This is a genomic window from Pseudoalteromonas sp. bablab_jr010 (assembly GCF_016464105.1).
Taxonomy (GTDB): Bacteria; Pseudomonadota; Gammaproteobacteria; order Enterobacterales; family Alteromonadaceae; genus Pseudoalteromonas; species Pseudoalteromonas simplex.
In genome coordinates this window covers 78,285-99,177 of the sequence record NZ_JACDWV010000195.1, presented here as the reverse complement: position 1 = coordinate 99,177, position 20,893 = coordinate 78,285, and the positions used below count along the sequence as shown (strand labels likewise).

21 protein-coding genes and 1 tRNA gene are annotated in these 20,893 nt (G+C 40.3%); 4 read left to right on the top strand and 18 right to left on the bottom strand.

Features of this window, described 5'->3' with window-relative positions; translation table 11 throughout:
• Positions 1–119: 119 nt before the first annotated feature.
• On the bottom strand, positions 120–578 hold the full coding sequence (locus tag JIG37_RS19390) for an LPP20 family lipoprotein (RefSeq protein WP_054554372.1): 459 nt from the start codon (positions 576–578) through the stop codon (positions 120–122).
• Between the two features lie 110 nt (positions 579–688).
• On the opposite strand from JIG37_RS19390, the gene JIG37_RS19385 reads away from it, so the two are divergent.
• The gene (locus tag JIG37_RS19385; protein WP_054554371.1) at positions 689–1,879 is read left to right on the top strand and encodes a flagellar assembly protein FlgT; all 1,191 of its coding nucleotides are present in this window, start codon (positions 689–691) and stop codon (positions 1,877–1,879) included.
• Here JIG37_RS19385 and JIG37_RS19380 read toward each other — a convergent pair.
• Positions 1,862–2,761, bottom strand: coding sequence for a LysR substrate-binding domain-containing protein (locus tag JIG37_RS19380; protein ID WP_194442586.1), 900 nt, complete (start codon positions 2,759–2,761; stop codon positions 1,862–1,864). The genes JIG37_RS19385 and JIG37_RS19380 overlap by 18 nt on opposite strands.
• A 109-nt stretch (positions 2,762–2,870) precedes the next feature.
• Here JIG37_RS19380 and JIG37_RS19375 point away from each other — a divergent pair, with 109 nt between their 5' ends.
• The 3 genes from JIG37_RS19375 (at position 2,871) to JIG37_RS19365 (ending at position 6,511) form a co-directional block, all read left to right on the top strand.
• Positions 2,871–3,599, top strand: a complete 729-nt coding sequence (locus JIG37_RS19375; protein WP_199530105.1) for a glutathione peroxidase — start codon at positions 2,871–2,873, stop codon at positions 3,597–3,599.
• Positions 3,600–3,831: 232 nt separating this feature from the next.
• A complete protein-coding gene (nhaD, locus tag JIG37_RS19370) occupies positions 3,832–5,265 on the top strand; it encodes a sodium:proton antiporter NhaD (protein ID WP_199530104.1) in 1,434 nt (477 codons plus the stop codon).
• A 181-nt stretch (positions 5,266–5,446) separates the two neighbouring features.
• Positions 5,447–6,511: a zinc-binding dehydrogenase gene (locus JIG37_RS19365; protein ID WP_199530103.1), complete on the top strand. Its 1,065-nt coding sequence runs from the start codon at positions 5,447–5,449 to the stop codon at positions 6,509–6,511.
• A gap of 42 nt (positions 6,512–6,553) precedes the next feature.
• Here JIG37_RS19365 and JIG37_RS19360 read toward each other — a convergent pair whose 3' ends face one another.
• The 16 genes from JIG37_RS19360 to JIG37_RS19285 form a co-directional block, all read right to left on the bottom strand.
• Positions 6,554–7,510 carry an alpha/beta hydrolase gene (locus JIG37_RS19360; protein WP_194442589.1) on the bottom strand — a complete coding sequence of 319 codons (957 nt, stop codon included), beginning with the start codon at positions 7,508–7,510 and terminating at the stop codon, positions 6,554–6,556.
• A gap of 361 nt (positions 7,511–7,871) precedes the next feature.
• Positions 7,872–7,946: transfer RNA gene (locus JIG37_RS19355), tRNA-Arg, on the bottom strand.
• A gap of 110 nt (positions 7,947–8,056) precedes the next feature.
• On the bottom strand, positions 8,057–8,722 hold the full coding sequence (locus JIG37_RS19350) for a FlgO family outer membrane protein (RefSeq protein WP_138618699.1): 666 nt from the start codon (positions 8,720–8,722) through the stop codon (positions 8,057–8,059).
• A gap of 3 nt (positions 8,723–8,725) precedes the next feature.
• Positions 8,726–9,400 (bottom strand): FlgO family outer membrane protein, encoded by a 675-nt coding sequence (locus JIG37_RS19345; RefSeq protein WP_138600292.1) that lies wholly within the window; start codon positions 9,398–9,400, stop codon positions 8,726–8,728.
• Positions 9,401–9,414: 14 nt separating this feature from the next.
• The gene (locus tag JIG37_RS19340; protein WP_054554363.1) at positions 9,415–10,008 is read right to left on the bottom strand and encodes a FlgO family outer membrane protein; all 594 of its coding nucleotides are present in this window, start codon (positions 10,006–10,008) and stop codon (positions 9,415–9,417) included.
• Positions 10,009–10,062: 54 nt separating this feature from the next.
• Complete coding sequence (locus tag JIG37_RS19335) at positions 10,063–10,665, bottom strand: SPOR domain-containing protein (RefSeq protein WP_171041497.1); 603 nt, start codon at positions 10,663–10,665, stop codon at positions 10,063–10,065.
• Positions 10,655–13,645 carry a hypothetical protein gene (locus JIG37_RS19330; RefSeq protein WP_206769774.1) on the bottom strand — a complete coding sequence of 997 codons (2,991 nt, stop codon included), beginning with the start codon at positions 13,643–13,645 and terminating at the stop codon, positions 10,655–10,657. The genes JIG37_RS19335 and JIG37_RS19330 overlap by 11 nt, the downstream gene beginning before the upstream one ends.
• Positions 13,646–13,665: 20 nt before the next feature.
• Positions 13,666–14,457 (bottom strand): fimbria/pilus periplasmic chaperone, encoded by a 792-nt coding sequence (locus JIG37_RS19325; protein ID WP_138600288.1) that lies wholly within the window; start codon positions 14,455–14,457, stop codon positions 13,666–13,668.
• A gap of 8 nt (positions 14,458–14,465) precedes the next feature.
• Complete coding sequence (locus tag JIG37_RS19320) at positions 14,466–14,933, bottom strand: DUF4402 domain-containing protein (RefSeq protein ID WP_054554359.1); 468 nt, start codon at positions 14,931–14,933, stop codon at positions 14,466–14,468.
• Between the two features lie 19 nt (positions 14,934–14,952).
• On the bottom strand, positions 14,953–15,546 hold the full coding sequence (locus JIG37_RS19315) for a DUF4402 domain-containing protein (protein ID WP_054554358.1): 594 nt from the start codon (positions 15,544–15,546) through the stop codon (positions 14,953–14,955).
• 111 nt (positions 15,547–15,657) lie between these two features.
• Complete coding sequence (locus JIG37_RS19310; RefSeq protein WP_082389317.1) at positions 15,658–16,266, bottom strand: SPOR domain-containing protein; 609 nt, start codon at positions 16,264–16,266, stop codon at positions 15,658–15,660.
• A gap of 73 nt (positions 16,267–16,339) precedes the next feature.
• Positions 16,340–16,849 carry an SPOR domain-containing protein gene (locus JIG37_RS19305; protein WP_054554356.1) on the bottom strand — a complete coding sequence of 170 codons (510 nt, stop codon included), beginning with the start codon at positions 16,847–16,849 and terminating at the stop codon, positions 16,340–16,342.
• A 428-nt stretch (positions 16,850–17,277) separates the two neighbouring features.
• Complete coding sequence (galU, locus tag JIG37_RS19300) at positions 17,278–18,159, bottom strand: UTP--glucose-1-phosphate uridylyltransferase GalU (RefSeq protein WP_054554355.1); 882 nt, start codon at positions 18,157–18,159, stop codon at positions 17,278–17,280.
• Positions 18,160–18,185: 26 nt separating this feature from the next.
• Entirely contained in the window at positions 18,186–19,037 is an 852-nt protein-coding gene (locus tag JIG37_RS19295) for a thymidylate synthase (protein WP_138600286.1), read from the bottom strand.
• A 13-nt stretch (positions 19,038–19,050) separates the two neighbouring features.
• Positions 19,051–19,854, bottom strand: a complete 804-nt coding sequence (lgt, locus tag JIG37_RS19290) for a prolipoprotein diacylglyceryl transferase (protein WP_054554353.1) — start codon at positions 19,852–19,854, stop codon at positions 19,051–19,053.
• 14 nt (positions 19,855–19,868) lie between these two features.
• Positions 19,869–20,678: a sulfite exporter TauE/SafE family protein gene (locus JIG37_RS19285; RefSeq protein WP_054554352.1), complete on the bottom strand. Its 810-nt coding sequence runs from the start codon at positions 20,676–20,678 to the stop codon at positions 19,869–19,871.
• Positions 20,679–20,893 lie beyond the last annotated feature (215 nt).

Sequence of the window (20,893 nt, the reverse complement as noted above, 5' to 3'; positions counted from 1 at the left end):
AGGCATGCCTTGAAGATATTCAGCTTGAATGTAATCGTGTGTGTTACCCATTATGCTTTAATAAAAAAATATGATTTTTAAAGCATAGCACCCAAGCTGAAACTATGAGAATTTAAGCGCTAATAATACGTTACTTTTTTTACCTGCCGAGGTTTTACTTCGCCGATGTATAAATCGTGCACACGCTTCATATCGAGCTGCAATTCAGTTGCATAGGTATCGCCTACTGCATAAGTCTTGATCACCTGTGCACCTTTGATCACACCTTGTACTTGGCTTTGTAATTGATCATTATGTGCGATACTGTTTTGCACTGTGGTACCTGCGGAAATTTTTTGCCCGTAAACTTGCTCAGCAAGCTCTCGATACGCTTCAAGCTTTGAGGCTTTAATCGCAAGAAGGGTACGCTGCGATTCATTATTACCAGGTTGAGCACTAATAGGCGCATAACCCACGGCTTTTAGCACTGGGTAGCTATCTGGCTCAATGTAAGTGTATTCTACATGTTTATCAAAAATACTACTGCAGCCGGTTAATGCTGCGCAGGCAACCAGCCCACCGAATAATAATGCTCGCATGATTTATTTCCGCTTAAAACTCTTTGGCTACAAATATGCACGTTTAATGCCACTGTGGTACAGTCCTTGCTCGTTAAGGTTATTCATTGGTTTTAATGCTAGGTGTCAGCATGAAAAATAAAACAAGAGCCAACTTTAAGTGGTTCGCTTTAGCCTTTACAATTTTGTTTTCTAACAATAGCTTAGCGCAGTGGTTTGAATCTACAGGTCATGCTGTTATAAAAAATGGCGATACGAGCCAAGCCAAATCTGCCGCTATTAAAGACGCCATAACTCAGGCGTTAGTGTTTTCTGGCGCTCGAGTTAGCTCAGTACAAACCCTCGTTGACGGGGTTTTGACGCAAGATCAGCTAAAAATAAGCAGCCACGGTGAAATCCAAAAAATAGAACTGATCAGCGAAGACCGCCATAACGACACCTATGCTATAACGCTTCGCTTAGATATTTTTGCTCAAGCAGAAGAATGCCCAGCAAACCAATACACTAAATTTATTGCCGTGACACAAAGCCAACTGGCCAACCGCGAGCAAGCGCGCATGGGCCAAATTTTTGACGTAAACAAAGCTATTAGCGAACACCTCTATGCCAGCTTAAACAATACGCAAATGGCTGCAAAGCCAACAGCCTATTACAATATCCCACTGCGAGTAGATCATTTTTTCACTCAGCAATACGATTACAGTAATGCGCTACTTGAAGAGATCACTAGTCGCAGTAACTCGCAATATGTATTACTGAGCCGTATTCGTGACTTATCGGTTAACCATAAGATCAACAACGATTATGCATTTTGGCAAGATGACAGTTTCAAGCGTGCATACAAAGTAGATTACGTATTATTTGATGGCACCACTTACGAAAAGCTCTGGCAAAAAAGCTACCAAACAGAAGGCATTTGGCCGTATAAAAAGACTGAGATCATCGATGTATATAGCGACCGATTTTGGGCAACTGACTATGGCCAAGCTATCAGCGATATAAACCAAACCCTAACCTATGACTTACAAGCAGCCATGGCCTGCTTACCCACGCAAGGAAAAATACTGCATATCGAAAACGATAGGCTAATCATCAACTTGGGTAAGGCGCACGGGATTGAGCAAGGGCAAATTTTAAATATTGCCCATCATAATTACCTAACGGATGCTCAGGGTAATAAGCTTCCGCATAAAATCACCACACTTAACCAGGTAAAAGTAACTCAGCTTTATCAGCAATCAGCGGTAGCCATAAGTATTGATCAGCAACCACTACCAAACATTCAAATAAACGATATTGTTGAATTAGCTACTAGCGAGTAAATGAGCTTGTAGTCCCTTATGAGCATTTAGCCAGTCGGCTAATTGCTCAACGCCTGCTATATGTGGGTAATGCTTACGGGTTGCAATAACAACTTGGCGCTGCTGATTTGGTGTAATTGCTAAGTACTTTACTCCTTCACGTGGTGTACAAGCAAGCTTAGGAACAAAAGTTAACCCATCATCCATTGCCACCAGCGCGAGTAAGGTTTCAATACTATTGCCTTTATATTGATTTGACACCTCAACCCCTGCTGAAAAGCAAAATTGTTCTGCTTGATCTTTAAAGCAATGCCCTTCATTTAGCATCAATAAATCACAACCTTGTAATTGAGCCAGCGCAACCTCAGGGCATTTTGCTAATGCATGTTGTTCAGAAACCGCTACTAAAAAATCTTCTTTATAAAGCGGTGACACATGATAAGGCGCTAAATCAGCCACATCAGCAACAATGGCAATATCAATCTCACCATTATCAAGCGCTACAAGCGTTTGTGCTGTTTGCATTTCTATAAATGAAAACTGAGTTTCACTAAAGGCTTGCTTCATCGATGTTAGCAGCGTTGGCAGTAAATAAGGCGCAATGGTAGGAATAATACCGACATTTATTTTACCTTTAAGTGGGTCGTGTGAGCTGGTAGCTATTTCTTTAAGTACCTGTGTTTGCTCTAAAATAACTGTGATCTGTTTAAGTAGTTGCTCACCTTGCACAGTCAACGTAACCTGCTTAGTTGAACGGTCAAAAATAACAACACCCAACTCTTGCTCAAGCTTTTTGACCTGACCACTCAATGTCGGTTGGCTGACATAGCACGCATCGGCAGCTTTTCTGAAGTGCTTATATTGTGCAACCGCTTTTACGTATTCAAAGTCTTTTAAATTCATACCACACCATCAATAGTTTTTACCTATCATACTAACACAAACAAACGATTGGAGCTATCATAAATTAAATTGCATAATGGCACTCAACAAATCAAGAGGAATCAAAACAATGTTAAAGAATATCGAAGGCCAAAGAGTACCAAACGTTACATTCGCAACGCGTGTAGACGAGCAGTGGAAATCAATAACCACTGACGAAATTTTTAAAGGTAAAACGGTTGTGCTCTTTGCATTACCTGGTGCATTTACACCAACATGCTCATCAACTCACTTACCACGTTATAACGAGCTTGCAGCTGTATTTAAACAAAACGGCGTTGATGACATTGTTTGTATTTCTGTAAACGATACATTCGTAATGAATGCATGGGCTCAAAACCAAGAAGCGCAAAACATTACTCTATTACCAGATGGTAACGGTGAGTTTACCGACGGTATGGGTATGCTCGTTGATAAAAACGACTTAGGTTTTGGTAAACGCAGCTGGCGTTATTCTATGCTGGTAAAAGATGGCGTTATCGAAAAAATGTTTATCGAGCCACAAAAGCCTGGCGACCCGTTTGAAGTATCTGATGCAGATACCATGCTTGAATACATTAACCCAGCACAGGTAAAACCAGAATCAGTGAGCATTATTACTAAACCTAACTGCCCGTTCTGTACCAAAGCTAAAGCGCTACTAGAGGCGAAAGGTTATGTGTACGAAGAAATTGTATTAGGTCAACACGCTTCACTAACGAGTTTAAAAGCAATTTCAGGTCGTGAGACAGTGCCGCAAGTATTTATAGGCGGTGAGCACATTGGTGGCTCTGACGATTTAGAAAAACACTTTGCATAATTTTCAAGTTGGGGCTGCTCGTTGCAGCCCTTTATTATTTTAAAATCTCAACCCATTGATTAAATTACAAATTATACAACTGGTCTGCTCTCGCCATCACCCATATTTATATTCAAAATACCAACACCTTAGTTACCAAATTGTTACATAAAGCCAAGAATAAACTTAAAATGTCTGCAGCTACATTTACTCAAACCGTAACGAATTTAAGATGAATTAAGTGGAATATACAATGAAAAAACTATTACAAGGACTGATCCTATCCTTGCTATGTTTCGGTGGCCAAGCTCATGCTGCGTCAACTGGTACAATCGATTTACTCACCCACCCTGTTGGCATTATCTGCCTTGTTATTTTTATCTTTGCTTATGTGCTCGTCATACTCGAAGAAAAAATTCACTTACGCAAATCAAAACCCGTATTGGTTGCAGCCGGGATTATTTGGACCCTTATTGCTTGGCAATACAGTGCACAAGACTTATCTGATCTTAGCACCGACGCATTTCGCCATGCCTTGTTAGAGTTTTCAGAGTTAATGCTATTTTTGCTCGTTGCGATGACCTACATAAACGCCCTAGAAGAACGCCGTTTATTTGATGGTCTAAGAAGCTGGCTGGTTGCGAGGGGCTTTAGCTACAAACAATTATTTTGGATAAGTGGTGTACTGGCATTTTGTATTTCACCTGTAGCCGATAACTTAACAACCGCCCTACTTTTATGTGCTGTGGTAATGAAAGTTGCTGCAAATGATAACCGCTTTATTGCTATGTCATGCGTAAATATAGTGATTGCCGCTAATGCCGGCGGCGCATTCAGCCCATTTGGTGACATCACGACACTGATGGTTTGGCAAGCCGATGTTGTTGCCTTTACCGAGTTCTTTGTTTTATTTCTGCCAGCTTTAGTCAGCTATATCATTCCAGCCTTCGTTATGTCTTTATTTATCAATAACCGTCACCCTGATACGGCCGATGAAGATATTGAGCTTAAACGCGGTGCGCTTCGCATATTGTGCTTATTCTTACTGACAATTTTAACCGCCGTGGTGCTAAAAACCGCCTTTGGTTTACCGCCGGTTGTGGGCATGATGATGGGCCTTGGCTATTTACAGTTTTTTGGTTACTTCTTACGCGTGACACTCCCTGGCTCTCTTGCCAGAAAACGCGCGATGGCAGAGCGTGAAGGTGATAAAGAACGCTTATCACGCTTAGGTAACGTTGTTCCTTTTGATGTATTTAGCCGTGTATCGAGAGCAGAGTGGGACACGCTCTTGTTCTTTTATGGCATCGTTATTTGTGTTGGTGGCTTAGGGTTTATCGGCTACTTAGCGCTGCTTTCTGATTTACTTTATAACAACTGGTCTGCCACCGGTGCGAACATTATTCTTGGTTTAATGTCAGCGGTAGTCGATAACATTCCAGTGATGTTTGCAGTGCTGCAAATGATGCCTGATATGTCGCACGGTCAATGGTTGCTTATCACGCTAACAGCCGGAATTGGTGGTAGCCTGTTATCAATTGGCTCCGCGGCAGGGGTTGCACTCATGGGTCAAGCGCGAGGGATCTACACCTTTAATAGCCACTTAAAATGGTCGCCGGTCATTTTACTCGGTTACTTTGCTGGAGTATTAACTCATTTATACCTCAATACAGCCTACTTCGGCTAAGACTTAATAAAGTAAAAACCCTTATCACTTTGAGGGTTTTTACTTTAAATATTTCACAATGAGCAGTTTATAAACAACAGCGTCGTAATAAGCTGTGTTTTTGTCGTAAAAAGTCAAGATTAAGGCAGGCACTTTACTTTAGTCTAATAATTCACAAATAAGGTGAATTGAGGACACACATATGAGCCAAATGAATTCTGTTGCCATGCAAAATGGCAAGCTGCATGTAAAACAAATTGATATCCCTACACCTGGACCCGGCCAAGTACTGGTAAAAAGCCTAGCTTGCGGTATTTGCGGTTCTGATATTCATATTACCCGCCACACCAACGATGTATTCGATATCTATAAGAACCTTGGCATCATGGCTAAAGAGGCAGGCGATGACCAAGAAGTATTATTAGGCCATGAATATGCGGCAGAAATCGTTAGCTATGGCCCCAATACTAAAGGCGAATTAGCTAAAGGCACCCGCGTAACCTCAGTGCCTATTTTACTTTCTGCGGGCGGCGCTGGCGTAGGTGTAACCCCTGGGCTATATGGTGCCTATTCTGAATATTTTATTGTTGATGAAGCCTTGCTATTACCTATTCCTGATGCAGTTCCATCAGAAGCAGCAGCCATTACAGAACCACTTGCTGTTGGCTTGCACGCAGTGAACCGTGCACAAATGAATAATGACGATGTTGCCATTGTGGTTGGCTGTGGCCCAATTGGCCTTGCCGCGATTGCCGCGTTAAAGCTTCAAGGCGTAAAACACATCGTTGCCTCTGATCCACAAGAAAGTAAAAAACAAATTGCCCTTGAATTTGGCGCCACAGTATATGTTAACCCTATGGCGGATGATGAAGTTGCTACAGCCGCAGCACTTGCGGGTAACAACAAGGTGGTTATTTTTGAATGTGCTGGTGTAAGCCGCTTATTAAACGATTACATTTTACGTGCGCCAGCAAAAGCAAAAATCATTGTAACTGGTGTACATACCGCGCCACTAAACGTTAACTTTGCTTATGCCACAGTGAAAGAGTTAGACCTTATTTTCTCTTATTACTACCAGCCAGAAGAGTTTGCACAATCGCTTGAGAACATCGCGTCAGGCAAAATTGCATGGCAAAAAATGCGTACTGGTAAAGTCGGCATAGATGGCGTACAAGGTGCATTTGATACCTTATTTAAACCAAACGACCATATCAAAATCATCATTGAACCATGGCGCACAGGCGAGCTTGAAAAAGTAACGGGTTAATTTTAATGAGGCTATTAAAAAATTAATAGCCTCATTTTAGAGCTAAAATCTATAAGCGTTCAACTTACTATCAAAAACTAAGCCATCAGTCTCCTCACCTCTACCGCCATTTAAAACAGTTGTAAAAAATGATTTAACTACATCATTTGTCTTTTCATAGAACAGGCCATGGGTTTTCCCTACATTTGGGCCGCCAGTAAAGTCAAAATAAAAAGCATTTGAAGCGACCAAATTCCTAGCAGTTCTTCCTAACCGATCTTTTTGAAAATTCGCATCAGACCATTTTAGGACCCAATCATTTTCATTGATCGTAATATAAACTCGTTTTCCAGCTTCTATATTATTTACCCAATGTTGATGACCTGCGTTATCAACATCAGCTTGGCACAATACAACGTTATCAAACATTCTTGTTTCAGCTTCGTATAAAGCGTTGATAACGTAATTCTGAAACAAGAAATTCCCCAAACTGTATGTCATAAAGGTAAATTTAATATCACATGCCTCAAGGGCCTCTTTATTGAACGGCTCTTTCATGTAATGACCTAGCTTTTCCAACGTAGCATCCAAAGCACCAACTGACGCCTGTGCATTCCTCTTAGCGCTTCGGTATTCTTTTGTCTTAAAACCTCCAGGATTAGAGGGCCAAGAAAAAACAACAACCTCAACCCCATGCTCTTTTTCTAATGCTAATGACTTTTCTAAGTTCTTATAAAAGCTTTGATTAAAGCCATGTACAAAAAAAACGCAGTTTTTACCTGAAGAAGTGAGCCGTTCACGAACTTCTGCAAATGCTTTTTTAGAGGGAATATTATTCTCTGTGATTTTAGATGGCTCAGTGACTAGTCGCACTTGCCATACTCCCTCTACTTTATCTGCATGAGCGAGCCTAACTTCATTAGGTCCTTTAGCGTTTGCGTAGTCACCAAAAGCATTGTGATCGCCTACGCCACTTTTAAAGTTTGATTTATTTATGTTTCTATTCGTAATAATCAACATATCAATATCCTTATTCTGTTTTTAGCCATAGGAAGTAGTTAGAACCTGTCACTTTTATAGGCGGGGTTAAAACTAATCTGCAAAATAATGATTAGTTTAGATTTCAATCAAACAGCAAGAAAAACAGTAAAGAACACGACAAACGTATTGTTTTTTAATATTGAAAATAGACATAGTGTTGAGTAAGTGAAATGCTGGCAGCACTAAAAAACGACTTGATAAGAAGACTGTTCGAATGAAGAAATCTGTATTATTTAATAGAACACTCAAATTTATCGGATATTGATTTAGGCAATCGATTTGGAACTTTAATGCTACAAATTTGCTTCAAAGAAGAACATGACTAACTTATTGATTTTATTGGTAGCCCCTACAGGAATCGAACCTGTAACTGCCCCTTAGGAGGGGGCCGTTATATCCATTTAACTAAGAGGCCACTTAAAAAGCTGAGGTAAAGCTACAGAAAATTATAACGGTCTAAGGCTTTGGTAATCAAGAAATTAATCCAACCGGCTTTAGAGCAAGCCGATCGGTAAAATAATGAGGCTAGTTAACGCGAGCAGTTGCTGATTTGATTGACTCATTCTTTAGCACAAAATAAGGGATCACTTTTTGTGCGCTGGCAATAACCAGCTTTGAGTTTAGATTAATTACTCGCGCATTCACTTCAACACCATTAGGGCGATATATCAGCGTGCCTGTAAGTACATGGCTGGCGATGCGACGCTCGGCTAGCTCTTCTACATCACGCGACATAACAAAATCACCACGCGAGGTCACACTAATGATATCCATCGCTTTAAAATCAACAACGCCAAAGCCGAATTTTTGCAGCTGGTGCATCATTGTTTCAGAGAGTTGATTACCAAGTTGAGAGCTGTTTTTTAGGCTCGCATCTAAATCAACAAAGCTAGTAATGGCTATTCCTAACTCGCTTTCTTGTTGCATGGTATCCACTAATTCAAGGGCCATTTGCTCGACATAATTAACAACGGTTTTATGATGTTGATAAGGCACAAATAAACGATGGTTAGCGTTATCCTGCTGCATATCTTTTTGCTCAAGCGCTTGCAGCATAGCAACATAATCGACTTGAGTACTTGCTGATGCAGGTGCACTTTGAGCGGTATTTTGCGGCTCTGCTGATTGCTCTGGCAGCAATTGGCAGCCAGAAATCGCGAGCGTTAACGATGCGAAGATAAAACCTTTCATAGCTTACTCACTTGCTTGTTTAAGTGTAATACCATCACTACGGTTGGTGCTATCAAGGGCATCAACCACTGATTGTGGTATAAAGCCTTGCGCTGACCCTACAACTGCTTTGCTTGCTAAACCAACAATGCGGGCATTAACGAGCACACCACTTTGATGATTAACCAAAGTACCCGCCAATACATAATTGAAGTTTTGATCTTGGCTTAGCTCTAAATAATCACGACTGAAAACATAGTCACCACTTGGCGTGACACGCATATAATCAGTGGTTTTAAAATCAATGACAGGTACACCAAATGCATGAAGCTCATGAATGAAACTTTCAGCAATTTGATTACCTAGCAAATTCGTTGAGTTGTAATCTGCATCAAGGTATACAAAGCTTGAAACAGCAACCGGCGTGTTATCGCTAACATATTGCAAGTTTTCAACTAAGTCCTGCATGATGCCACGCACATAGTGATTAATATTTTTGCGCGTTGGTGCAGCGGTAAAGGTGCTGTTATTCATCACCGCCTGATTGGTTTGAAACACACTGTAGTTACTATGCGGCGCGGCAACTTCTCTTTGCGCAGCTAATTGAGGATCATTATCGTGTTGTGTTACATCACCAGTTAACATTGACGAGCAACCAAAGCCAAAAGGCAAACATAAAGTTAAAATTAAACGTTTCATTAAATGAGTTCCTCTTAATATTCGCTTCGATACAACTGGCCATCACGTTGCTGAACTTTTTCAGCGCCCCACATCACATTGATAGGGATCTCGGTGCTTGCTGCTGACACTATTCGCAGATCTTTGGTATTTACCAATCGGGCGTTAACTATGTAGGCATGTTGTTGCCGCGTCAGTGTGCCGGTAATAACAAAGTCAATATTCTGACGTTGACGCAAGGTATTTACATCACGACTAAGTACACTATCGGCCGATTGCTGCAAATTTAAAGTCTTTTCTAATCGATACTCTATGGTATGAAAACCAAGCTGAGTAAATTGCGTTAATAAACTTTCTTGAATTTGCTGACTCAAACCACTGCCCTGATCTTCTGCTAAATCAGTACCTAAGCCATCAGCCATATAGAAACTGGTCACAGCAATACGTGCATTGCCTTTGTAAGGGCCTTGAATACGGCTCAGCTGACTACTTAGATCAGCAACGTATTGATGCACCGTATAAGGTGCCATCGGCGATTTTGGGGTTTCTCTAGGGGGCGCTTTTTGTGGCTTTTCAGTTAAGCTACAACCCACCAACACTAAAAAAACTGAATAAAATAACAGGCGCATAATTGCCATCCTCACTAAACTTAGTAAGTATAAAGCAATAATTATGCCTAAGTATTATTGTTGATGGGATAAATCAAGCGGATTTTGCACATAGTGCGATACCAAGCATGCCACCCCGACAGATGCTAACTTTTTACAATCATTAGCAGCTTGCTGCTTTTGTTGATATGCACCAATTTTCAAGCGATGGAAAGTGCTGCCATTTACAGTTACTGACTCTACATTAGCAATAAACTGACCATGAAATAGTGCCGGCGCTTGTTTTTTAATTTCAGCAAGGCGAGCTGTTAGTCGAGGTAATTCTGTTACGGAAGCAAGCTGTAGTGCAAACTTAGCTTCAGGCTCCGCAATAAACTGAGGGGCGGTTACTGATGACTTTTTAGTATTTACAGGCTCAGCTTGCTGCGTATTTAACAAAGTAAGTTGTTCAGTGAGTAAGGTTAACTCACTTTCAATTGTCAGCAAGCGCTCAAGCTCTGGCTTCATTGCTTGGAATTGCTGATGCGACTGCCTTAGCTCCATAAGCTCTTGCTGGCTAATTTTCACTAAGTTTTCTTCACTCACTTGTGGCTCTGATACGCTTTGGCAACCAAAGATAGGAGTAACCAGTAAAACTAACCATACTTTCTTCAGATTTTGAAAAATACTAAAAACCATAATTTGCTCCTTGCAAGTGTTGGACATGCTGTTCTGTTACATGGCATTTAATTGCTTGTGATATTAGCTGCACACATTGCTGCTCAAGCTCGTTTGCAGATTGTGCGTCAAAGCCAACCGCAAGCGTGTAGTGCGCATTTGCTTTATCGTGAATATAAAAAGCGTTTTTTAACCCTTGCTGTAACAAACGCTGTTTCACCAATGAGTAATACACCTTTAATATTTTCAGTGAATTAAACTTGCCAATACTCGCTATATATCCCTGGCGCTTTTCGAGTGGCCGCAAAGTAATGTCAACTCCCACCAGCACATCACCTTTGGGCGATAACTGTATTTTATGTGTTTGAGTACTAGTCAGTGATTTTTGTCCTTGGTACTGCTTATCTACAATCGCCTGATACTTACCGGGCTTAATATCAGTAAACAAGTAATAGCCATCATAAGCCGCTTGCGTAGTTGCTACATCATTACCTTGCTCATCCACTAAAGTAATTTGGGCATAAGGTTGAACATTAGCTCCTTGCTCTGTCTGCTGATAAACAGTGCCTTCTATTTCGCTGGCATTATTTACTGGGTAATCCATGTACTCAACAAAGCCTGCTCGTGGTGTTATGGAGAAACCATCGTGGGCGGGGATCATAAAAGGGTCAGCAAAACTGTCACGATCGAGCACTATATCTGTTGTGCGGTTAGCTGGCATAGCAGAAAGAATCGCGATCCCTTGTTCATCAGTAATCGCTTGGCGATAATTTTGTAAGCCTTTTACTTTAACACCCGCCAAGCCCTTCTCAGTACTGTCTTTAATACCATTATCATTTTCATCTAAAAACACATTAACCATTAAGCTACCTGTATTGGTCAACGTTCTGTTGCTCATAAATGGTTGATTATATTGGCTATCAAAACCAAAGCTAAATCGGCTATTTAAGCGAATTTGCCATTGGTCATTACTATCGTAATTAACATTACTGCTTAAGTTAATCCTGTCATTTTGCCACGTTAGTCCTAATTCTGCAGACTGAACATCGTAATCTAGAGAGTCCCTTATAGTTAACTCTGCTTGGAGACTCGGGCCTAAACTTCGGCTAAATTCAGCTTCATAACTTGCTATCTCACTCACTGGAGAAAGTCGATAATTAACACCAAACCGACTGTACACTCTGCCTAGTCGTGTTTGTAAACGCGTCATACCATCTACACTTTCTTGCCCGGCGCTTGGGTCTTGCCATTGCAATAAATTATTTATTGAGACGTTTGCATAGCTGTAATTTAAACGGTTATAAATTTGCTTTAAATCACCACTTTGTGCGTGTTGAACTAAAAAGTTGTTTTGATAATTAAGACGCCCAAAGTTGTTTTGCATCAGCTCACCAGACATATCAAATTGATAGCTTTTCAGCGTTATATCTCGACCATTCTGGTTATCAGTACGGTTCGTTGCGCTGAATAGCAAAGACTGATCAGCCAGTTTAGTTCTTGTTGTTAATTCAAATTCTCTTTGTTGTTGATTGTTTTCTTCATATTCCAGATTAACTAATAACCTATCTAACAAGCTGAGATTCGTTCCTAGAGCAACATGGTATAACTCATCTTGCTCTTGCTTTTGCGCCATAAAGCCTGAGTACATAGCAACGTTATCACTCAATCCATATTGGTATCGCCCTGCAGCAACCCAGCCCTTGTTTGCACTATTACTGTAATTACCTAATAACTGCTTGCCTTGCTCTGAAACAGATAACTCATAGACTGCTTCCCCTTGTTCAAGCTGCGTACCATCAATGTAGTAATATTCTGTTTTTCGCTCTACTTGCCCTTGCGGACCATAAAAAATCAACTCAAAGTTATTTTCACCAAACAGTAAATCAACGTCAGCAAAAACATAGCGCCCATCCGCCAAGCTCAATTGCTGCTCAATTAAAATACCATTGCGGTATAATTCAACATCCCAACCTGGCTGTACTACACCAGTTAGATTCACTCGATTATTATTAACTGCTTGCCCAAGTTGATAATTCGAAATTTTAACTCCGCGCCCGTACTGGTTGTTATAACGGCTGCCAACTTGCGTAGCTGTGACATCACCTACCTCAATAAGACTTGCAGCAAGTGGACCTAACAGCTGATTATTCACATCTTGCTTGGAGAAAGTTAGTCTTGAGTTATTCAATAAATCACTTTCACGGCCCGATAAAAAGTATTCCATAGTAAGGTATGCAAAATCTTGCGAGCCAAGTAATGAGTAACTTGCCTGACTACCATCATTATCTTGGGTATAGTTCAATTGTAAGTCAGCCACAGGGACAGATAAGGCCTGATATGGGCTTGGTTTCCAAGGTAAAGTTGCTTGCTTTTGAGTACTATAGCTTTGTAGTTGTTTTTTATGTCGCTGCGCTTGGGCGACAACCGGATAAACAGACTCAGTTTCAATATACAGCTCTAAGCTTGCGTAATCAGAGCGATGCTGAAATTCTAAAGCCTCAGCGAGTACTGCTGCCTCTATATAAATATCATCATCAACACTAATTTGTTGTTCTGTAAGCTGCCACTTTTTTGTATCTGTAATCAACTGTTTTTGAGCTGTTAATTGAAAGGTTTTATTGGTGTTAATGAACCAACCTTCGGCCCTCTCGGCTGATATATCGACATTAATTGCAAGCTGTAAAATATCAACTAGCCCCGAAACGCCAAGCAATATGTCTTGATCAGACTTAAGGGCAAACAACTCACCTAAATAATTTTCATTTAAATAAATTGAAAATAGCAAAAATTCCCCAGTGGCAATTCGTTGCTGAGCGTCTAAGGTATCTGCAGAATGATTAACAGCAGGTATATGCTTAGATTGTGGAGCGTAAAGCTGTTCGCCATTTAGCTTAGCTCTTATGGCATTGACTCTAGCTAGTACATCCTCTGTACTCACAGTCGAATTAGCAACGCTGATAGGACTTAATAGTATAAGCCCTATCGCAAATAAGCGATTCATAAATGTTTTCGCATTAATCCTTAATGTCGAATAGGCAATGAATATGAGCCAAAATCGACGCCTTCATACTCATCGGCACCTTGATATTTAAGCTCAATGTTCCCTTGTTTTGGCAACTGTTTACCAGAGAATAAATCTAACAACACAGTCGCTTGTTCAATTTCAGGGTATAGGCTTAGATTCCCGATTTCTGCGATTTTTTCTTGTTTACCTGCAGAATTAGTAACATACGCGCTAAGTCGACCGTAACTACTAAAACCTTGTTGTTCAGTTAATTTAACGGCAATTTTTGGTTTTTTGTTTACCGAATCTTCAACTATTTCTGCAGTTTGAAATGCAACTTTTGGCAGCTCACCTTGTTCACGATATACAACTGGAATACTAAAACTCAAAATCATATTCACTTTAAGTCCAGCCTTAGCTGCCTTATCTTCATTTGGTAAGGCTTGAAATAGTAAATGGGAACGATATTCCCCTTTAGCCAAATCCTTAGGCTTTCTAATTGCTATTTTAATCGTTTGCCTTTCGCCAGGTGCTAAGCGAATTTGCTTTGGTGATAAGCGTGCCATAGGAGAAAGGCTCGTGGTTACTGGCTCACTCAATGTTTGATAGCCCCCACCAGGTAGCGCTAATTTTTCGCTCCATACCACGCGGTATGTACGGTACTCTTCTGAGCTATTAATGACGGTGACTTTTGCGCTTCGTTGGCGCTCATCAAATGAAACCCGCGTTGGTGAAATAAGTAAGTTTGCCGTTGCATATTGACTGAAAAAAACAAAAAGAAGTCCACATAAAAGACGTTTTGCGAACATATCTATCCTTAGTAATCGACTGATATTTCTAAATAAGTTGTAGAAGAATACTGACCATCAGCGTATGGTTTAGCGCTACGGTCTGTCGTTAAAATACCGCCAATAAATACTTTTGCTTCACCAAATTCATTGGTAATCACATATTTAGGAAAACCATTAAGGCGTACAGAAAATCCAGCACTCGAGTTGCCATCGATATCATGTGTTAAGTCAACTGGGGCAACTAGATTCATAGTTAGCTGAGTTCTAGCTGGAAAGTCAGTAAGTAATAATTCTGCAGGGCGGCCATTTTTAAGAACATAAACCGAGCCCTGCGTATTGATACTGCCATCATCTTTGACGATTACAGAGCTGGTATTTGTATTAGCTAGAATAACTAGAGTACCAAAATCAAGCGCTTGTTGCTCTGTGCTCGCAGCCTGTAAGGGTGTTGAGAACACACAAAATAAAACAGTAGCTAAAAGCAAAAAGCGCATGACTAATTACCTAGTATTATTAGTAAGCAACTTCTAATTGGAAAGTGCCGGTATACTCAACATCACGATAAGGCTCAGATGACGCCGAATTTGAGGTAGATAAATTGGCACCAATGTTAAACTCAACACTGCCGTCTGCATCTGCTGTTAAATTTGGGCTGCCTGGAAGGTAATAAGCATTTGCATTTGGGCCTGAAGTAATAAAATACTTCCATTCATCAACAATAAAGTTTGGCTCATTTAAACCTTGTCCATCAGAAGCTAAAGTATTAGCAGTAGGATCAGTAATCGACAAACGCGCATTTGGCACCGCTTCCGATACCGTAAATGAAGCAGGAGACCCTTGCTCAATAATTGAAATAATCGCAGGAGATGCATCTGTTCTTGTTGAAACAGGGCTTGCATCAGGTTCTGGGTTAATTGTTAAAACAGCTTGCGCAGCACCTGAAGGATCGGCTACGGCACGAATAGTACCAAAATTTAGATCATTCCCTTTTGTTAAAACAACTGAGTTTTGAACCTTTACTGTTGCACTGAAAGATTCAGTAGTGGCATAAGAATAAAAAGCAGAAAATGCTAATGAGCATGCAATTAAAGAAAGAGGTAATTTCATATTAAGTCCTTATAAATAAATGGCTAAGCCATTTTGCTGTATCTTAAGCTTTATCGACCTCTAGAACAAATACTTTAAGGTTAATCCCCTAATTTCCAAGAGGAAAGATACTTATAGCATCTCCCCAATAAAAGGGGCTGTCACACAAGTTTGCCCCATTCTTTTGGCTATCTCACAAAAAGCTGTCGCCTGAGTATAATTTGCAAATGGACCTGCTCGTAATCCATACAAGGTTACCCCTTTTTGCTCACGAGTTTTAAAGCGAAAATCTAGGTCATTTAAAACAGCAGGATAATCACGTTTAAGGTTCAAGACCTGATGTCTGACCTTTTTCGGCGTTAAATATAAACCTAATTGCACACCTGCTTCTGCTGCTTTGTTTGCAGCAATAATCGTTTCTAATGAGTCGATTGATGATGATTGCTGAGATTGTATTTGCTCACTTTGGTGATAGATCACATCATTTTGCGGCTCAAATGCCGATGGTTGTGCAGTTAAATCACTATTAGCCGAAAGTACCTCGATTAACAACGCAAGGTCTTTTTCCATTGCAGCAAGACGTTCAATGCTAGGCTGTTGATTTTGCCACTCGGCAGCAAATTGCTGTACCTGCTGTTCAGTATAAACAGGCTGGCTTTGTTCTTGGCTCATCATACATGCTGTTAAAGCAGTTAAGCAGATGGTTAACAATAAATATTTAGAGAAAATAGAAAAATGCATGGTGACGTCAATTCTAAAAAACAGACTTAAATCTTAGCAATAAAAATGCCACCTTTAGAGTGAATATTTGACGCTAAAAATAAATTCGATTATCTGTGTATTTACTAACCCAACAATCAATACCTTGTCGCTTAATAGCCGCGCAGTCAGCTTTCGCATTTTTTAAATACTTATAGCCTCCAAACTTTAAGCGGTAGAAAGTTCTATCATGCACGTCTGCAACTTCAACATTCAAAATTGGTTTACCTTGAAAAATACTAGGCGCTTGTTTTGCCATTTTATGAAAGGTGACTTCTATTGCGGTCTCAGAGCTAACTGATGCTAACTGTAACGCAAAAGTATAATTAGGTTTTGTAGGTGCTAATATAGCAGCAGTGGCTAGGGTATTTTTTTGTGTAGCCGTTGATTGAAGCTCAGAACTAGTTTTTACATTAATTTGAAAAATAGGATCGATTAAGCGAAGTGCAAAACTTTGCATAGAATTAACGGTAGAGCTTAGCAGCAGCTCATTACTGCAACCAGAAACAGTTAATAACACCATTAGGTATATACTGCAGCGAAAAGGCTTGAAGTAATCTTTCATAATCAGGATTCTTAAACGTACCGTTAAAAAATTGCTTCTTACTTTGAAGAAGACTATCTGTTAGTACTTACCTGTACATCAAAAGCTAAAAGATAATTTAAGATATTGAAAATAAACACTAACATTATGTTTTTATTATAATTTCAGTTTAGTGCTTTAATTCGCTGCAAATCATGTTGTTAGTAAAAAGTAGCTTTATAACATAAACAATTTGCAGCAAAATTATTAATGCTTTTCATTACTCAGTTAACTAACTGAATTAGAGCAATTAATCACCATACTCATCTTAACAACCCTATAAGACAAAGGTATATCAGAAAAGTCCCTAATTTGTTAATAATCAACAATTGTCAGCTGCTTGTAAATAACAAAAAAGTGCCATATAGGCACTTTTTTAACATAATTTATTACTAAGTAAATAGAATTGGTTATTTAACCAACGACTTTATGAAGTCGCTCAATTCATCTTTGAATTCCTCACGTCGTAAAGCAAATTCAACGATGGCTTTTAAATAACCAATTTTGCTACCACAGTCATGGCTTTTACCTTTCATAGAGTATGCATCAACCGTTTCTTTTTCCATTAGCATGGCTATGGCATCTGTTAATTGAATTTCATCACCTGCCCCAGCTGGAGTTTTTGCAAGTAATGGCCAAATATTTTTGCTCAGTACATAGCGACCCACAACAGCAAGATTTGATGGAGCTTGATCAATAGGAGGCTTTTCAACCATATTCAAAATTGCGGCGCTTTCACCTTGATTGATTGTTACATCACCTAAGTCTACTACACCGAACTTGTCTACTTCGTTTTGCGGCACAGGCTCAACCATAATTTGGCTCTCACCGGTGGTTTCAAAACGCTGGATCATTTCAGCTAAGTTATCTTTTTTAAGATCGCTCGCAACATCATCGATGATAACATCCGGTAAGATAACAACAAACGGTTCATTACCTATAATAGGCGCCGCACAATTTATCGCATGACCAAGGCCTTTCGCTTCACCTTGACGAACGTGGATAATAGTCACATCTTTCGGGCAGATTGACTGTACTTCAGCAAGTAACTGACGTTTCACACGCTTTTCAAGTGTGGCTTCTAACTCAAAACTGGTATCAAAGTGGTTTTCAATTGAGTTTTTACTTGAATGCGTTACTAAAACAATTTCTTTAATTCCTGCTGATATTGCTTCATTTACAACGTACTGAATCAACGGGCGATCAACAATAGGAAGCATTTCTTTAGGGATTGCTTTTGTTGCAGGTAACATACGCGTGCCAAGACCAGCAACTGGGATCACTGCTTTCATTGATTTCTCCTTAAATTTTATTGTTCTTAAACTGAAAACGGATACTTAATTGCATCGTGACACTGATAACCTACTACTTCAAAATCATCTTTTGTAACCCAGCTTTCAATGTCTTCTAATGATTTAATATTTGGGTTTATTTTTAATTCTGGCGACGCGAAAGGCTCTCGCTTAAGTTGTACATCACGCATCAATTCAAGTTGGTTTTCATAAATATGCGCATTCGCTATTTTATGATACGCCTTACCCGGTTTATGTCCGGTTATTTGTGCAACTAAAGCAAGTAACACAAAACATTGAATTTGATTAAAGTTCAGACCCAGCGGCACATCACAGCTACGTTGGTATGATGTTAAGTATAAAGTATCGCCCAACAAAGAAAAGGTGTGCGTGTGCATACAAGGGCGTAAACAACCTAGCTCAAATTCACCTGGATTATAAAAAGTGACGATTTCACCGCGATCATCAATTCCTTTCGATAAGTTATCGATAACTTTTTTAAGCTGATCAAGGTGGCTACCATCAGGGCGTTGCCAACTGCGCCCTTGAACACCATACACACGGCCCATATCATCCTCACCACGACGATGCGGATTTTCAAGCCACGCTTTGTTCTCGTTCGCGTTGGCATTCCAAGTCATACAGCCGATATCACGAAACTGTGCAGCGCTGTCGTAACCACGTAAATAACCCAGTAACTCCGCTATCGCCGCTTTGTAAAAGCTCTTTCGCGTGGTGATGAGCGGAAACTTGTTATTTGCCACATCATATTCAAGATCGGCATTAATTACGGTTAAACATTTGGTTCCTGTGCGTTTGTTCTCAACCCACACACCTTCGTCAACAATACGCTGACATAAATCTAAATACTGTTTCATTGATTTGCTCTTGTTATGCTTTGCTTGCCACGCTTTGCTGCGGCTTTTTATAGGCCCATATTAACAAACCAAGGCCACCAATTACCATCGGCAATGACAGTATTTGACCCATAGAGATAACGCCTGCAAATAAACCTAAATGAGCATCTGGTTCACGGAAGTATTCAACAATAAACCTAAACGTACCATAGCCAAGTAAGAACACCCCAGCAACACTTCCCGCTGGACGAGGCTTTTTGATAAACCATTGTAAGATTAAGAACAGCACTAGGCCTTCTAAAAAGGCTTCGTATAATTGGGATGGGTGACGAGGCTCTGGGCCACCTGTAGGAAAAACAAATGCCCAAGGTACATCTGTCACTCGGCCCCATAGTTCGCCATTAATAAAGTTACCAATACGTCCGGCTAATAAACCAAGCGGCACAAGTGGCACTACAAAGTCACCTACCTCAAACAATGATTTTTTACGGGTCCAAGCAAAGATTGCAATAGCTGTAATGACACCCAGGGTGCCACCATGGAACGACATACCACCTTGGTCAATTCTGAATAAATACAGTGGGTTTTCGATAAAGTAGCTGAACTGATAAAACAATACATAACCAATACGGCCACCGAGTATAACCCCGAGCATGCCGTAAAATAATAAGTCACTGACTTGTTCTTTTGTCCAACCTGAGTTTGGTTTTGCTGCTTGGCGATTAGCAAGCCACATCGCCAAAGCAAAACCAATTAAATACATTAAACCGTACCAACGTACGCTGAGCGGGCCTACCGAAAAAATAACCGGATCGATATCTGGAAATTGAAGAGCCATAAAAATTAAAACCTTTAACTAAACACCATTTTAAGCGCAATTATGACAAGTAATAGCGCGAATACTTTTTTTATTGTTGCCACAGGCAAGTAATGCGTGGCTTTGGCACCTATAGGCGCAATGAGCGACGAGGTAACCACAATCCCGACTAACGCAGGTAAATACACAAATCCGGCAAATCCATCACTGAAAGATGTTAATTGCCAGCCGGCAGATACGTAACCCACCGAGCCAAACAGCGCAATGACAATACCACAAGCAGCAGCACAACCAATGGCCTTTTTAATATCAACGGAAAAATAATGCAGTAGCGGCACAATAAGCGCCCCACCACCAATACCAATTAGTCCTGAAAGTGCCCCCATTATGGCACATAAAAAGCCAAGAATAGGCCCTGATGGAAGCGGCTTTTCACTGGCGGCTTTTTTTCGTGTCGATAACACCATTCTAAGTGCGATAAACACCACGCTACCGGCAAAAACAAAGCGCAGCAGCTGCTCAGGAATAAAGCTTGCTGCAAAGCCACTGATCAATGCGCCTAGGCCAACGCCAGTCATAACCCAAGGAGCAATTTCCCATGGCACGTTAGCATTACGATGATGAGCAAAGGCTGAAGACGTCGAGGTAAAAATAATGGATGCTAACGAGGTTGCTATCGCGATAACTAATACATGGCTTGGGTCGGCAACATTAAACGACACTAATAGCGCACTAAGTACTGGCACGATTATAAGACCGCCACCAATGCCTAATAAGCCTGCTAAAAATCCAACCACACTGCCCAAAATTGCGCAGTACACCATTAAAAGTATTACATCATGCATAGCACACTCATATATTCAATTTGTTATATACATATACTAAACTAATATATATACCCAAACCACCTCAAGATGCGAGTTTCAGTTGGAATTAAAAGCGATTTAGGCAAGGCATTGATTGCAAGTAATAGTGGTTCTATTGTTAAAATCAATAACGCAGTATAAATCGCTTTTAAACCAACCCTTTGGGCGTTTCACAGGCACTTACTCTCATCGTT

What these genes read in the sequence shown, in the direction of transcription:
- galU (WP_054554355.1), bottom strand. Translation starts at nt 18,159, where the DNA reads ATGAAAGCAGTGATCCCAGTTGCTGGTCTTGGCACGCGTATGTTACCT.
- JIG37_RS19330 (WP_206769774.1), bottom strand. Translation starts at nt 13,645, where the DNA reads ATGAATCGCTTATTTGCGATAGGGCTTATACTATTAAGTCCTATCAGC.
- JIG37_RS19335 (WP_171041497.1), bottom strand. Translation starts at nt 10,665, where the DNA reads ATGGTTTTTAGTATTTTTCAAAATCTGAAGAAAGTATGGTTAGTTTTA.
- JIG37_RS19315 (WP_054554358.1), bottom strand. Translation starts at nt 15,546, where the DNA reads ATGAAATTACCTCTTTCTTTAATTGCATGCTCATTAGCATTTTCTGCT.
- JIG37_RS19340 (WP_054554363.1), bottom strand. Translation starts at nt 10,008, where the DNA reads ATGCGCCTGTTATTTTATTCAGTTTTTTTAGTGTTGGTGGGTTGTAGC.
- lgt (WP_054554353.1), bottom strand. Translation starts at nt 19,854, where the DNA reads ATGGCTCTTCAATTTCCAGATATCGATCCGGTTATTTTTTCGGTAGGC.
- JIG37_RS19380 (WP_194442586.1), bottom strand. Translation starts at nt 2,761, where the DNA reads ATGAATTTAAAAGACTTTGAATACGTAAAAGCGGTTGCACAATATAAG.
- JIG37_RS19385 (WP_054554371.1), top strand. Translation starts at nt 689, where the DNA reads ATGAAAAATAAAACAAGAGCCAACTTTAAGTGGTTCGCTTTAGCCTTT.
- JIG37_RS19305 (WP_054554356.1), bottom strand. Translation starts at nt 16,849, where the DNA reads ATGAAAGATTACTTCAAGCCTTTTCGCTGCAGTATATACCTAATGGTG.
- JIG37_RS19375 (WP_199530105.1), top strand. Translation starts at nt 2,871, where the DNA reads ATGTTAAAGAATATCGAAGGCCAAAGAGTACCAAACGTTACATTCGCA.
- JIG37_RS19350 (WP_138618699.1), bottom strand. Translation starts at nt 8,722, where the DNA reads ATGAAAGGTTTTATCTTCGCATCGTTAACGCTCGCGATTTCTGGCTGC.
- JIG37_RS19345 (WP_138600292.1), bottom strand. Translation starts at nt 9,400, where the DNA reads ATGAAACGTTTAATTTTAACTTTATGTTTGCCTTTTGGCTTTGGTTGC.
- JIG37_RS19390 (WP_054554372.1), bottom strand. Translation starts at nt 578, where the DNA reads ATGCGAGCATTATTATTCGGTGGGCTGGTTGCCTGCGCAGCATTAACC.
- nhaD (WP_199530104.1), top strand. Translation starts at nt 3,832, where the DNA reads ATGAAAAAACTATTACAAGGACTGATCCTATCCTTGCTATGTTTCGGT.
- JIG37_RS19295 (WP_138600286.1), bottom strand. Translation starts at nt 19,037, where the DNA reads ATGAAACAGTATTTAGATTTATGTCAGCGTATTGTTGACGAAGGTGTG.
- JIG37_RS19310 (WP_082389317.1), bottom strand. Translation starts at nt 16,266, where the DNA reads ATGCATTTTTCTATTTTCTCTAAATATTTATTGTTAACCATCTGCTTA.
- JIG37_RS19365 (WP_199530103.1), top strand. Translation starts at nt 5,447, where the DNA reads ATGAGCCAAATGAATTCTGTTGCCATGCAAAATGGCAAGCTGCATGTA.
- JIG37_RS19320 (WP_054554359.1), bottom strand. Translation starts at nt 14,933, where the DNA reads ATGCGCTTTTTGCTTTTAGCTACTGTTTTATTTTGTGTGTTCTCAACA.
- JIG37_RS19285 (WP_054554352.1), bottom strand. Translation starts at nt 20,678, where the DNA reads ATGCATGATGTAATACTTTTAATGGTGTACTGCGCAATTTTGGGCAGT.
- JIG37_RS19325 (WP_138600288.1), bottom strand. Translation starts at nt 14,457, where the DNA reads ATGTTCGCAAAACGTCTTTTATGTGGACTTCTTTTTGTTTTTTTCAGT.
- JIG37_RS19360 (WP_194442589.1), bottom strand. Translation starts at nt 7,510, where the DNA reads ATGTTGATTATTACGAATAGAAACATAAATAAATCAAACTTTAAAAGT.